The sequence below is a fragment of the Mesorhizobium sp. M0159 genome (genome assembly GCF_040322295.1).
Classification (GTDB): domain Bacteria; phylum Pseudomonadota; class Alphaproteobacteria; order Rhizobiales; family Rhizobiaceae; genus Mesorhizobium.
Genome location: NZ_JAMYTF010000017.1, coordinates 66,764 through 79,559 on the forward strand (window position 1 = coordinate 66,764; position 12,796 = coordinate 79,559).

12 protein-coding genes are annotated in these 12,796 nt (G+C 63.8%); 6 read left to right on the forward strand and 6 right to left on the reverse strand.

Features of this window, described 5'->3' with window-relative positions; translation table 11 throughout:
- The first annotated feature begins 32 nt into the window (after positions 1 to 32).
- The 5 genes from NKJ32_RS18110 (at position 33) to NKJ32_RS18130 (ending at position 4,592) form a co-directional block, all read left to right on the forward strand.
- Positions 33 to 800 (forward strand): SDR family NAD(P)-dependent oxidoreductase, encoded by a 768-nt coding sequence (locus NKJ32_RS18110; protein ID WP_023679862.1) that lies wholly within the window; start codon positions 33 to 35, stop codon positions 798 to 800.
- The gene (locus tag NKJ32_RS18115) at positions 800 to 1,750 is read left to right on the forward strand and encodes a 2-dehydro-3-deoxygalactonokinase (RefSeq protein WP_031212749.1); all 951 of its coding nucleotides are present in this window, start codon (positions 800 to 802) and stop codon (positions 1,748 to 1,750) included. Before NKJ32_RS18110 ends, NKJ32_RS18115 begins: the two co-directional genes overlap by 1 nt.
- Positions 1,747 to 2,385, forward strand: coding sequence for a 2-dehydro-3-deoxy-6-phosphogalactonate aldolase (locus tag NKJ32_RS18120; RefSeq protein WP_023679860.1), 639 nt, complete (start codon positions 1,747 to 1,749; stop codon positions 2,383 to 2,385). Before NKJ32_RS18115 ends, NKJ32_RS18120 begins: the two co-directional genes overlap by 4 nt.
- Positions 2,385 to 3,266 carry an SMP-30/gluconolactonase/LRE family protein gene (locus tag NKJ32_RS18125; RefSeq protein WP_352828350.1) on the forward strand — a complete coding sequence of 294 codons (882 nt, stop codon included), beginning with the start codon at positions 2,385 to 2,387 and terminating at the stop codon, positions 3,264 to 3,266. The genes NKJ32_RS18120 and NKJ32_RS18125 overlap by 1 nt, the downstream gene beginning before the upstream one ends.
- A 267-nt stretch (positions 3,267 to 3,533) precedes the next feature.
- Positions 3,534 to 4,592 (forward strand): D-alanine--D-alanine ligase family protein, encoded by a 1,059-nt coding sequence (locus NKJ32_RS18130; RefSeq protein WP_031212748.1) that lies wholly within the window; start codon positions 3,534 to 3,536, stop codon positions 4,590 to 4,592.
- Here the strand turns inward: NKJ32_RS18130 and NKJ32_RS18135 are convergent.
- The 6 genes from NKJ32_RS18135 to dnaK all read right to left on the reverse strand — a co-directional run bounded on the left by NKJ32_RS18135 (position 4,589) and on the right by dnaK (position 10,256).
- Entirely contained in the window at positions 4,589 to 4,876 is a 288-nt protein-coding gene (locus tag NKJ32_RS18135) for a DUF1330 domain-containing protein (protein WP_023679856.1), read from the reverse strand. The two genes, NKJ32_RS18130 and NKJ32_RS18135, sit on opposite strands and share 4 nt — an antisense overlap.
- 29 nt (positions 4,877 to 4,905) lie before the next feature.
- Entirely contained in the window at positions 4,906 to 5,619 is a 714-nt protein-coding gene (gene pyrF, locus NKJ32_RS18140) for an orotidine-5'-phosphate decarboxylase (protein ID WP_023679855.1), read from the reverse strand.
- On the reverse strand, positions 5,616 to 6,212 hold the full coding sequence (locus tag NKJ32_RS18145) for an NADPH-dependent FMN reductase (RefSeq protein WP_352571544.1): 597 nt from the start codon (positions 6,210 to 6,212) through the stop codon (positions 5,616 to 5,618). Before NKJ32_RS18145 ends, pyrF begins: the two co-directional genes overlap by 4 nt.
- Before the next feature lie 60 nt (positions 6,213 to 6,272).
- On the reverse strand, positions 6,273 to 6,878 hold the full coding sequence (gene pmtA, locus NKJ32_RS18150) for a phospholipid N-methyltransferase PmtA (protein ID WP_023679853.1): 606 nt from the start codon (positions 6,876 to 6,878) through the stop codon (positions 6,273 to 6,275).
- Positions 6,879 to 6,995: 117 nt separating this feature from the next.
- On the reverse strand, positions 6,996 to 8,126 hold the full coding sequence (dnaJ, locus tag NKJ32_RS18155) for a molecular chaperone DnaJ (RefSeq protein ID WP_023679852.1): 1,131 nt from the start codon (positions 8,124 to 8,126) through the stop codon (positions 6,996 to 6,998).
- 213 nt (positions 8,127 to 8,339) lie between these two features.
- Positions 8,340 to 10,256, reverse strand: a complete 1,917-nt coding sequence (gene dnaK, locus NKJ32_RS18160) for a molecular chaperone DnaK (RefSeq protein ID WP_023679851.1) — start codon at positions 10,254 to 10,256, stop codon at positions 8,340 to 8,342.
- Positions 10,257 to 10,827: 571 nt separating this feature from the next.
- Between dnaK and NKJ32_RS18165 the strand changes: the two genes are divergently transcribed.
- Positions 10,828 to 12,789 (forward strand): hypothetical protein, encoded by a 1,962-nt coding sequence (locus tag NKJ32_RS18165; protein ID WP_023679850.1) that lies wholly within the window; start codon positions 10,828 to 10,830, stop codon positions 12,787 to 12,789.
- The last annotated feature ends 7 nt before the right edge of the window (positions 12,790 to 12,796 follow it).

Genomic DNA, 12,796 nt, shown 5'->3' on the forward strand with positions numbered 1-12,796 from the left:
CGACCGCGATCATTGGACCGGGAGAGAATTTCATGATGCCATCGGCACGCTTTGCCGACCTCGAAGGCGCTTCGGTGCTGATCACCGGCGGCGGCTCCGGCATTGGTGCTGCCTTGACCGAAGGTTTTGTCCGCCAGGGGGCAAAGGTCGCCTTCATCGATATCGCCGACCGTCCGAGCCTGGCGCTGGCCGATCGGTTAGACAAGGAGCTCGGCCGGCGGCCGTTCTATCTCAAGACCGACATACGCGACATCGAGGCATTGCGGGTATCAATCGCCAAAGCCGCCGAGGCGCATGGCAACGTGACCGTGCTGGTCAACAATGCCGCTCAGGATGACCGTCATGCCGTCGAAGACGTCACGGTGGAGTTCTGGGACAACAACCATGCCATCAACCTGCGCCCGCATTTCTTCAGCGCACAGGCGGTGGCGCCGGGCATGAAGCGGGCCGGCGGCGGCTCGATCATCAACTTCACCTCGACGTCGTTTCTCATCAACCATCCCGATATGCCGGCCTACACCGCCGCCAAGGCCGGCATCGTCGGTCTCACCAAGGGTCTTGCCGGCAAGCTCGGCGTCGATGGCATCCGTGTCAACGCGATCGCGCCCGGCTGGGTGATCACCGAGCGGCAGAGAAAGCTCTGGGTCACCGAAGAAGCGCTCGCCGCTCATGTCGCCAAACAGTGCATCAAAGAGGTGATGCAGCCGGAAGACATTGTCGGCACCGTGCTGTTCCTGGCGTCGGATGCCTCACGCATGCTGACCGCGCAGATGCTGATCGTCGATGGGGGGTTCCTGTGATCTCATCGAGCAAGGCAGCTTCCGTCGCGGCCGTCGACTGGGGCACCACCCGTATGAGGGTCTGGCTGCTCGACGGCGCCGGCAAGGTTCTCGCCGAGCGGCGCGGCGATGACGGGCTGATCACCGCCCAGGCTAAAGGATTTTCGTCCATTCTTGAAGGGCATCTGGCTGCACTGGGCGCAGCCGAGGCGCTGCCGGTCATCATTTGCGGCATGGCCGGTTCGCGCCAGGGCTGGCTGGAGGCGCCCTATGTCAGCGTGCCGGCGCCGATCGGCGCTATTCTCGCCGGCGCTGCCCGCATCCCCGGCCAGCGCCGCGACATCCGCATCGTGCCCGGCCTTGCCCAGCGTCTGGCCGACGCCCCGGATGTCATGCGCGGCGAGGAGACGCAGCTTGCCGGCGCCGGTTTGCCGGCAAAGGGACGCCATGTCGTCTGCATGCCTGGCACGCATTCGAAATGGGTGCTGGTCGAGGACGGTGCCGTTGCCGGTTTCGGCACCTGGCCGACCGGCGAGCTGTTTTCGGTGCTGGCCGCGCACTCGATCCTGCGCCATTCGCTGGGCGAGCCGCCGAAGCCGGTTGCCGCCGAAAATCCATTTTTCCGGGAGTGGTGCCTGAAGGCGTTGGCCGAAGGCGGTGACATCGGTTCAAGACTGTTCTCGATCCGCGCCGCCAGCCTGCTGCAGGATCTGAAGCCCGAGGATGCCGCCGCGTGCCTGTCCGGCCTGCTGATCGGCGGCGAGATCGCTTCGGCAAATCGCCGTTATGGGGCGAGTGCCGTGCCCGTCGTGCTGATCGCGTCGGGCGCACTTGGCACGCTCTATGCCGACGCGCTCGGCCTTGCCGGGCTCGCGGTCAGGGTGGTCGACGCCGACGAGGCGGTGCGTGCCGGTCTTGCCGAAGCCGCGCGCGAAAATGGCATGATCGCCGGAAATGGAGTTGCCGCATGACAGAGACCGCACCTTTTCCAAAGCTCGAGCGGGGTCTGGTCGCCATCCTGCGTGGCCTCAAGCCAAGCGAGGCGGTGGCGATCGGCCAGGCGATCTTCGGCGCCGGTATCGAAGCGATCGAGGTGCCGCTCAACTCGCCCGATCCTTACGCCTCCATCGCCAGCATTGTCGGAGCGCTTCCTCCAACAGCCTTGGTCGGTGCCGGCACGGTGCTCAGCGCCGCCGATGTCGACGGCCTGCACAAGGCCGGCGGGCGGCTGCTGGTCAGCCCCAATATCGATGCCGAGGTCATGGGCCGTGCCATGCACTACGGCATGGTGACGATGCCCGGCGTGTTCACGCCGACCGAGGCATTTCAAGCAATCCGGCTCGGCGCCTCGGCACTGAAATTCTTCCCGGCGAGCGTGCTTGGCGCGGCGGGCATTTCGGCGATGCGCGCGGTGCTGCCGGCCAGTGTGCTGGTCGGCGCGGTCGGCGGCGTTTCGGATAAGGATTTTGCCGGCTACAAGGCAGCCGGCGTCAGCGTCTTCGGTCTTGGCTCCAGCCTGTTCAAGCCGGGCATGAGCGTCGACGAAGTGGCAGCGCGAGCGAAAGCCGCAGTTCAGGCCTGGGACGCGGCGTTTGGAGTGGCATGATGAGCGAGACCATTGTTTCGGTTTTTTCCGACCATGTCTGCCAACTCGGGGAGGGACCAAGCTATGACCCTGCCACCGACACGCTCTACTGGTTCGACATCGTCAACGGCCAGCTCCTCGAACAGCGCCTGTCGGGCGGTGCCGTCAAAATCCACGAGCTCGGTCAGATGGCCAGCGCCATCTGCATCATCGACGACCAACGCCAGCTGATCGCCACCGAGACCGGTCTGCATGTCCGCGACGTCGCGACCGGCAAGCTGACGCTGCACACGCCGATCGAGGCCGACAATACGGTCACCCGCTCGAACGATTCACGCGTTCACCCTTGCGGCGCCCTCTGGGTCGGCACCATGGGCAAGGGCGAGGAGAAGGCCGCCGGTTCGATCTACTGGTTCTTCAAGGGCGAGCTGCGCCGGCTCTATGCCGACGTCACGGTGCCCAATTCGATCTGCTTTTCCGAGGATGGGATGATCGCCTATTACACCGACACCAGCACCGGGCTGTTGATGCGCGTCGGCTGCGATCCGGCGACCGGCCTGCCGGTTGGCGAACCGAAGGTCTTCGTCGACCACCGTTCGGCCAAGGGCTATATCGATGGTTCGGTGCTCGACCGTGACGGCATATTGTGGAACGCCTGCTGGGGCGGCAGCGTCGTCGAAGCCTATGGACCCGACGGCAAGCTCGTCCGTTCGGTGGCGATGCCGGCGACGCAGCCTTCCTGTCCGGCTTTCGTCGGCAGGAATGCCGACCGGCTGGCGGTCACCTCCGCCTGGTCGGGCAAGAGCGAGAAGCAGCGCCTGCTCGACCCGCAAGCCGGCATGACATTTATGCTCGACATTCCAGTCAATGGTCGCTTCGAGCCGCGTGTGCTGATTGGCTGACCATGATCCCGAAAAGTGGGAACCGGTTTTCGGAAAAGATCATGGTCAAACAGGAAGATGGCGCCGTTGCTGTCGTGCAGGCGTCCGGCTGACGTCGGTTCCGCGAAAGCCGAATGCGCTCGCCGTGCGATGCTAGAACGGTTCATCGTTTCGCGGGAACGCTGAACCGCTCTATCTCTTTGTTTTGACGCAATTCCGGACGGAAAACCGTTTCACACTTTTCCTGGAATTGCTTTAGCAATCGTGCTGCCGGGAAATCGTTCGATCATGTCAAGCCGCAAGCCGAAGCTGATCCTTGTCTACGAGCCAGAAAAGGCTTGCTTCGATCGGCTGGTTGCCGATAACCACGTGCCGGAGCGTGCCGCCGAAATTGCCTCCTATCTGGCGCAATCGACCGATATCGCTGCTGAATTCGACGCACTTGCCGCCGCTTGCCAGAAGCGCGGCCCGTCGTTTGCGCCGGTGGCGCTCGACGACGCCGCAAGCGTTCTCGCCGGCGAGGACCCGAAGACCACGCTAGTCTGGACGCTGACCGACGGCATCGCCTATTTCCGCGGCGGCGCGGCACCAGCTCTGGCACGGCTGAACGGCCTGGAGGCGATCGGCGCCGACGATGCGCTTTTCGCGCTCTGCCAGGACAAGTTCCGTTCAGGCGCCGTGCTCGGCGCGTTCGGCTTGCCGGTGCCGCAGGCGGGCCTTGCCCGTGACGGCGCCTGGCTGGTCGCGCCGCCGGCTTCGCCCGCCGGCTGGTTCGTCAAGCCGAACCGGCTCGGCGCCAAGATCGGTATCTGGCCCGATTCGCGCTGCCACGATCTCGGCCATGCGCTGGAGCTTAGCCGGCGCGTCTTCGCCGCCTATCGCGACGATGTCGTCGTCCAGCCCTATGTCGCCGGCCGCAACGCGCGCGCCAGTTTTCTCGGATTGAGGCCGGATACCGGCGTCGAGGCGCTGGGCATCGCCTTTGTCGATTCAGGCGGCGATTTCCAGACCATGCAGGACAGCCTGGCGCTTTACGGCAATACCGGCGAAGCGGCCAAAGCCACGGGAAATTACGCCGAGCCGTTGCTGCTGCCGGTCGCCGGCAGCCAGCCTCTGGCTGATGCAAGGATCCGCAACATCGCCGAAAGCCTGATGGTCGGGCTTGGCCTGCGGGATGTGTTTTCCATCGATTTCCGGGTCGAAGCCGACGACAGCGTCCACCTCATCGAGTTCGAGGTCTGCCCCGGCCTGCCCTGCTTCGATTTCCGCGATTACTGTCGCCAGCAATGGGGCTTGAGCCTCGCCGATGCGATGGCGGAGGCAGCGGCGAACCGGCTTCTCGCCTAAATCCCCTCGACCAGCACGATTTCGCCCTCGGCCACCTTCTGGCGGATCGCGACGGCGCGCTGGTATTCGGGAGAGTGGTAGCAGTCATGCGCCGCCGCAAGCGACGGAAACTCGATGATCACGTTGCGGTCGCGGCCCGGCCCCTCGGCCTTCTCATGCGCGCCGCCGCGCGCCAGGAACTTGGCGCCGAAGCGGTCGAAGGCCGGTTTGGCAGCTGCGACATAGTCCTTGTAGCCTTCCGCATCGCGCACGTCGACGCGAGCGATCCAGTATCCCTTGGGCATGGCATTTCTCCGAAATGGTTTTGGGGATGTTACGCGGAGCGCATTTCGTCAAGGATGGCTTCCGCCGCCGCCCGCCTGTCGGCCGCACCGACGATCGGCCGGCCGACGACGAGATGGCTGGAGCCGTTACGGATCGCCTGCGCCGGCGTCACCACCCGCTTCTGGTCGCCATGGTCGCTGCCCTTCGGCCGGATTCCCGGCGTCACGACCGCCAGGTCGGGGCCGACGATGCGGCGCACCGCCTCAGCTTCCTCGGCCGAGCAGACGATGCCGCCCATGCCGGCATGCAGCGCCTGCTCGGAGCGCCTCAGCACCAGTGTATGCGGATCATACTCATAGCCGGCGTCGATCACGTCCTGCTCGTCCATCGAGGTCAGCACGGTGACCCCGAGCAGGCAAAGGTCGCTGCCCCTCGCGGCCTCGACCGCCGCCTTCATCGTCTTCGGATAGGCATGGATGGTCAGCATGCTCATGCCCATCCTGGCGATGTTGTCGACCCCCTTGGCAACGGTGTTATCGATGTCGAGGAGCTTCATGTCGAGAAAGATCCTAGTGCCGCCGCTGGCCAGCTCGCGGGCGAAATCGAGCCCGCCGGCAAAGGCGAGCTGGTAACCGATCTTGTAGAAGGAGACGATCCCGTCGAGCTCGCGCACCGCTTTCTCGGCTTCCTTCAGCGTCGGCAGGTCGAGGCCGACGATCAGCCGTTCCTGCATCGTGTCGGCATGCGCGGCGTCCGGGATCATGCCTCGATCCGCGTCGACAGCATGCGCGAGGTTTCGATCAGCGTTCGGCATAGGTGCTCCATCGATTGGCGTAGTCTTTCGTCCCGGAAGTTGCCCTCGTCGTCGAAGGCGTAGCCGCCCTCCGGCACCGAACACTCCGGTGTCACCACCTCCATCCGGCAGCGTACCAGAACGGCGCGCAGATGGTTGATGCAGCGTATCCCGCCGAAGGGTCCGTTGGAAGACGAGCAGAGGCCGGCGACCTTGCCGGCAAGCGGCCTGAACGTCCGGCCGCCATCCTTGCGCAGCTGGCTCACCCAATCGATGCTGTTCTTGAGCAGCGGTGGAATGGAGCCGTTATATTCGGGCGTCGCGATCAGCAGCCCGTCATGGGCGGCGATCATCCGGCCGAGCTTGACGGCGTTTTCGGGAATGCCTTCGTCCTTTTCCAAATCCTGGTCGAGGATCGGCAGCGGATAGTCGGCGAGCGAGATGCGGGTCACCTCGGCGCCCTGCATGGCAAGTTCCTTCTGTGCCACGTCGGCGGTCCTGCCGCTATAGGCGCCGCTGCGCAACGAACCGGCGACGACGAGAATTTTCGGGATCACAGCCATGGGTCTGCCTTGTCACCCGATGGGTATAAGACAAGTGCTATTCAAACCCAACGCTTCAATTCATGCGGCCCCGCGTCGGTAGATCCAAAGCTGCGTCGGCGGAATGTTGCGGATGACGAAATGGAAATGCTCGACCGTATAGTCGCCGCGGCCCGGCGGGATCGGCGACAGCGGCCCGTAAGTCAGTTGCACGATCGGCCGGCCCGCCGGGATACGGTCGAGCAGGCTCTCGACATAGGCGATGCGCTGGGCGACAGGGAAATTGAGCAGCGGCACGCCCGATATCACAGAATCGAAGATCAGGTCGCGCTTGTCGCCAAGCGTCGCGTCGAGATTGAAGGCGTCGCCCTCGATGACGTTGACGCCTGGATAAAGCTGGCGCAGATGGCGCACGAAATCAGTGGAATATTCGACCGCGTAGAGGTTCTCAGGCTTTATGCCCTGGGCGAGGATGGCGCGTGTGATGACGCCTGTACCGGGCCCGACCTCGAGCACCGGCAGGCCGGATGTCGGATCGACGATCGAGGCCATCTTGCCTGCGGTGATGGAACTGGTCGGGACGATCGAACCGACCGCCTTCGGCTTGTCGATCCAGCCCTTGAAGAACTTCAGCTCGTCGTCGAACTTTTCCGCCAGCGTCTTTCGCAGTCCGGGACTACGCGTCATCGAAAGTCCTCCTCAACGCTCCCTCGCATGCTACTTAACAGTTACGAGGTGCAAGACAAGTCGAATCCCCGGATAAGGTGTTGATGACGCTCGGGAAGCGTTTTCCAGGGATCAGCTTCAGTGCTCGCCGAACGTTTCGAAAAAGTCTTTCATGCGGGCGAAAAATCCGCTCGACTGAGGCGAATTGTCCTTTGAGGAAAGCTGCTCGAATTCCTCCAGCAATTCGCGCTGACGGCGCGAAAGGTTCTGCGGCGTCTCAACCACGGTCTGGATGTAGAGGTCGCCGATATTGGGCTGGCGCAGCACCGGCATGCCCTTGCCCTTGAGGCGGAACTGGCGACCGTTCTGGGTGCCTTCCGGCACCTTCACCTTCGTCTGGGTACCGTCCAGTGTCGTCACCTCGAACGAGCCGCCAAGCGCTGCCGTCGTCATCGAGATCGGCACCTTGCAATAAAGATCGGCCCCGTCGCGCTGGAAGAATTCGTGCGGCTTGACCGCGAGGAAGATGTAGAGATCGCCCGACGGGCCGCCGCGCAGGCCGGCCTCGCCCTCATTGGCCAGCCGGATGCGGGTGCCATCCTCGATGCCGGCAGGGATGTTTACCGACAGCGAGCGCTCCTCGGTGACACGGCCCTGGCCGGCGCATTTCGGGCACGGATCCTTGATGGTCTGGCCGCGCCCCTGGCATTGCGGGCAGGTGCGCTCGATCGAGAAGAAGCCTTGCGTGGCGCGCACCTTGCCGTGGCCGTTGCACATCGAGCAGGTGACGGGCTGGGTGCCAGGCTTGGCGCCGCTGCCCGAGCATTCCGAGCAGGAGATCGAGGCTGGCACCCGAATCTGCGCGGTCTTGCCGGAAAATGCCTCTTCCAGCGTAATTTCCATATTGTAGCGCAGGTCGGCGCCGCGCTCGCGGCCGCCGGACGAGCGGCGCTGGCGCCCGCCCATCATGTCGCCGAAAATGTCTTCGAAAATGTCGGCGAAACCGCCGGCGCCAAAGCCTTGCGCCCCGCCATTCATACCGCCGTGCTCGAAGGCGGCGTGGCCGAAGCGATCATAGGCGGCGCGCTTCTGCGGGTCCTTCAGTGTCTCATAGGCTTCGTTGATTTCCTTGAACTTGTGCTCGCAGGCATGGTCGCCTGGGTTGCGGTCGGGATGGAACTGCATGGCGAGCTTGCGAAAAGCGCTCTTGAGCTCCTTCTCGTCGGCGCCCTTTTGCACGCCTAGCGTTTCGTAAAAATCAGCTTTCATGTTTTCCCGCAGTCCGGATAGTCAACGTCTTGAAGCATCGTTGCGTCGTTTGCCGGCACGCTGTTCCGATTTAGGTGTGATGGAGCCGCGATGCCAGTGTCTACGAGGCTTTGTCCGCATTTTTTCGGGCAGCTCAGCGTTTTTCCGGCAAAGGGTTGCAAAAAAGCCCGGCTGTGCGCCGGGCTTTTTCCCTTACCTGTACCGTCAGGCGGTTCAGGCCGACTTCTTCTTCTCGTCGTCTTCGTCGATTTCCTCGAAGTCGGCATCGACGACGTCACTGTCCTTGGCGGCATCAGCCTTGGCGTCGGCCTCGGCGGCTTCCTTCTGCGAAGCCTCGTACATGGCCTGGCCGAGCTTCATCGAGACTTCGGCGAGCGTCTGCGTCTTGGCCTCGATCTCGGTCACATCGTCGCCTTCGGCAGCGGTCTTCAGCGCCGCGATCGCATCGGCAATCGCCGTGCGGTCGGCCTCGGAAACCTTCTCGCCGTATTCCTTCAGAGATTTCTCCGAGGAATGCACCAGCGCCTCGGCCTGGTTGCGGGCCTCGACCAGCGCGCGCCGCTTCTTGTCGGCTTCGGCATTGGCCTCGGCGTCCTTGACCATCTTCTCGATGTCGGCGTCCGAAAGGCCGCCGGACGCCTGGATGCGGATCTGGTGCTCCTTGCCGGTGCCCTTGTCCTTGGCCGAGACGTTGACGATGCCGTTGGCGTCGATGTCGAAGGTGACCTCGATCTGCGGCACGCCGCGCGGCGCAGGCGGGATGCCGACCAGATCGAACTGGCCGAGCGCCTTGTTGTCGGCGGCCATTTCACGCTCGCCCTGGAAGACGCGGATGGTCACCGCCGACTGCGAATCCTCGGCCGTGGAGAACACCTGGCTCTTCTTTGTCGGAATCGTCGTGTTGCGTTCGATCAGCCGAGTGAACACGCCGCCCAGCGTCTCGATGCCGAGCGACAACGGCGTCACGTCGAGCAGCAGCACGTCCTTGACGTCGCCCTGCAGCACGCCGGCCTGGATAGCGGCGCCCAACGCGACGACTTCATCCGGGTTGACGCCCTTGTGCGGCTCCTTGCCGAAGAACTGCTTCACGATCTCCTGGATCTTGGGCATACGGGTCATGCCGCCGACCAGGACGACTTCGTCGATTTCGCCGGCCTTCAGGCCGGCATCCTTGAGCGCCGCCTTGCAAGGATCGATCGTGCGCTGGACGAGATCCTCGACCAGGCTCTCGAACTTCGCCCGCGTCAGCTTCAGCGTCAGGTGCTTGGGGCCGGTGGCATCGGCGGTGATGAAGGGCAGGTTGATCTCGGTCTGCGTGGTGGACGACAGCTCAATCTTGGCCTTTTCAGCCGCTTCCTTGAGGCGCTGAAGGGCGAGCTTGTCGTTCCGCAGGTCGATGCCCTGTTCCTTCTTGAACTCGGCTGCCAGATATTCGACCAGACGCATGTCGAAATCCTCGCCGCCGAGGAAGGTGTCGCCATTGGTCGACTTCACCTCGAACACGCCGTCGCCGATTTCGAGCACCGAAATATCGAACGTGCCGCCGCCAAGGTCATAGACGGCAATCGTCTTGCCTTCCTTCTTGTCCAGTCCATAGGCAAGCGCGGCCGCCGTCGGCTCGTTGATGATGCGCAGCACTTCGAGGCCGGCGATCTTGCCGGCATCCTTGGTCGCCTGGCGCTGGGCGTCGTTGAAATAGGCCGGAACGGTGATGACCGCCTTCTCGACCTTCTCGCCGAGATAGGCCTCCGCCGTTTCCTTCATCTTCTGCAGGATCATCGCCGAGATCTGGCTAGGCGACTGCTTCTTGCCGCCGGCCTCGACCCAGGCGTCGCCATTGTCGCCCTTGACGATCTTGTAGGGGACAAGCTTCTTGTCCTTCTCCGTCACCGGATCGTCGTAGCGGCGGCCGATCAGGCGCTTGACCGCGAAAATGGTGTTCTCAGGATTGGTAACCGCCTGGCGCTTTGCCGGCTGGCCGACGAGGCGCTCGCCGTCGCTGTTGATGGCGACGATGGAAGGGGTCGTGCGCGCGCCTTCCGCATTCTCGATGACCTTGGATTCCTTGCCGTCCATGATGGCGACACAGGAATTGGTTGTTCCCAGATCGATACCGATTACTTTTGCCATTTCTCTAATCTCTCCGCTAAGCAGGCTCTCAGGACCCGTACAGGCGTTCCGACGAAAGCCCCTGTTCACAAGAAATTCCGCTCCGGCAACCGGCATTCGGCGCTGGACGGCTTGGCGCGTATATAAGAACAGGCTGCGTGGCGCGCAAGCATTCTGCGCAAGGCGTTCACCTTTCATCGCGGTTGATCGGATTCGGGACCGGCAGGCCCGTATTTTCCGGCGGTGATCCAGCCGGCCCGGCCCCCGGCCCATGAACCTTTCCGCCTCGCCCCGCGACTGACGCTCAGGTGCCGCGTGGTGCGGCCCCGGAAAGGAAAGCCCCATGACCACAGATCCAGAGGCTCCATGGTCTCCGGGAACAGCAGGAACTCAGCGCGACCATCGCCTTCGGGACCGGGTCGATGCGCTGGGCTTTTCGCTGGTTCCGTTGACCCTGCGCGGACGCAGGCGTATCGTGACGTTGAGGAAAGCAGACAATTCGATCAGGGATGAACGTGCCGGAACGCCGCGCCTTGCCCTGATTTGCGCGCCGGGACCGGATGCTTCTCCCATGACCTGTGGGGGGAGATCCATGTCTTGCGACCACGGCGCGTTCGTGCGCTCTCGTGCCGGCCGTTTGCGCCGCGCCATCCAGGCTGCCAGCGGATTGTCGATCTTGGCGCTCGCCGCTGGGCTCTGGCTCGGTGGCTCGGCCCAGGCTCAGGAAACCCAGATCATCTATCCCGGCTCAATGGCAGTGACCGGATTCTCCGGCACCATCATTCCCAATTTCGAGGAAGGCCTGCCGCCGGGCGTCGATCCCGTCGACGAAACCTTCATCGACACGGCGCGCGCGACCTTGCGCATCTTCGACGTCTCAAGGCTGGGCGGGCCGGCGTCTGGCCAATTGGTCTTCACCCCGCCACCGTTCGAGGTCACGGCCGGGCAAATCGGCCAGGTGTTCGGCATCACCTACGACGACGGCGTGCGCGACGGCGTTCCATCGGCCATTCCAAACCTCTATGCCGGCGCGACGTCGCTGCACGGCATCCGCATAGTCACGCCAGACGGCGACGCCGACGGCCGGCCGGAGCGGCAGCGCCGCGGCACGGCTGACGCGGTCTTCATGGACGGCCAGTTCGGCACCGAAAACGGCGGCGGCTCCGGAACGATCTGGAAGATCGACGGCATCACCGGCGCCGTCTCGAAATTCGCCGATATCGACGCCAATAGCGGTCCCGGCATCGGCGACGTCACTTTCGACAATATCCACCGCCAGTTCTTCGCCAGCGATCTCGACACCGGCCTCATCCACCGCATCGACGCCAATGGCGCGCTGCTCGACACGTTCGACCACGGCATAGCCGGCCGCCCGGCGCACGGGCTTGCCGCCCTTGCCGACGACGGCTCGGTGATTGACATCCAGGGTGCTGCCTTCGACAGCGAGGACCCCGACAGCTGGGGCTACACGCAGGACGAGCGCCGCGTCTGGTCGGTCGCCTATCGTGGCGGCCGGCTCTATTATTCGGTCGGTGATAAGGCGGAGATCTGGTCGGTGGGCGTTGCCGGCGACGGCAGTTTCGCCGGCGACCCGCGCTGGGAACTGACGGTCAAGGCCGACAAGGATTACGCGGTCACCGACATCGCCTTCGACAACGAGGGCTTCATGTACCTGGCCCAGCGCGGCCCGGTGGAGAACCGCTACGACTACAGCCAGTTCGCCGATTCCGGCAAGGGTGAGGTCATCCGCTACTGGCGCGAAAATCCGGACGATCCGGCGACGGAATCGGCCTGGGTGGAAGTGCCGCAGGAATATGCGGTCGGCTTCCCGCAAGACAACCGACAGTCGGCCGGCGGCCTCGACCTGCAATATGGCTACGATGCCGAAGGCAATCTCGATACCGGCGTCTGCACCGACACGCTGGTCGATACCGGCGACAAGTTGCGCGACAACCCGGAGCTTGCCGAACAACTCGCAGCCGGCGGGCCGCTCGCCGTGCACGGCGTGCAAATCACGCCGACGGCACTGGTCAAGCCGGCCAACATGCCGCCTTTCGGCGCGTGGTTCGTCGACTTCGACAATTATTTCGAAGACCCGGAAGTCGAAGGCCATGTCGGCGACGTCGAGGTCTGGCGCCCCTGCGAAGGCCGTGCCGGCTATTACGAGCAGGTGCCGGGCGGCTATCTGCCACCGTTCTATCCGCCGGACTTTCCGCCCCCCGGCAATCTGCCTCCTTGCCTTGATGTCGAGGATGTCAGGTATTTCTGCACGCCCCCCGGCCTCGAGGCCGATCTCTATCTCCATGACCATGCCGGCTTTGGCGGCGATTCGATCAAGGCTCTGTCCAGGACGCCTGGCGTTGGGGTGACTTCACCTCTGTCGCATGCGCCCGGCGCGCCATACACGATCGGCATCACCGGCCATTACCCTGGCGATACGGTCGATGTCGGGCTCTGCTTCTACAGGCAGTCCGATAGCGACAAGGGTGGCTACTACCCTTGCTGCAAGATGACCTTGCGGCTCAGAACCCCAGCCGTCAGCTGCGAACCGTGAGGAGGGG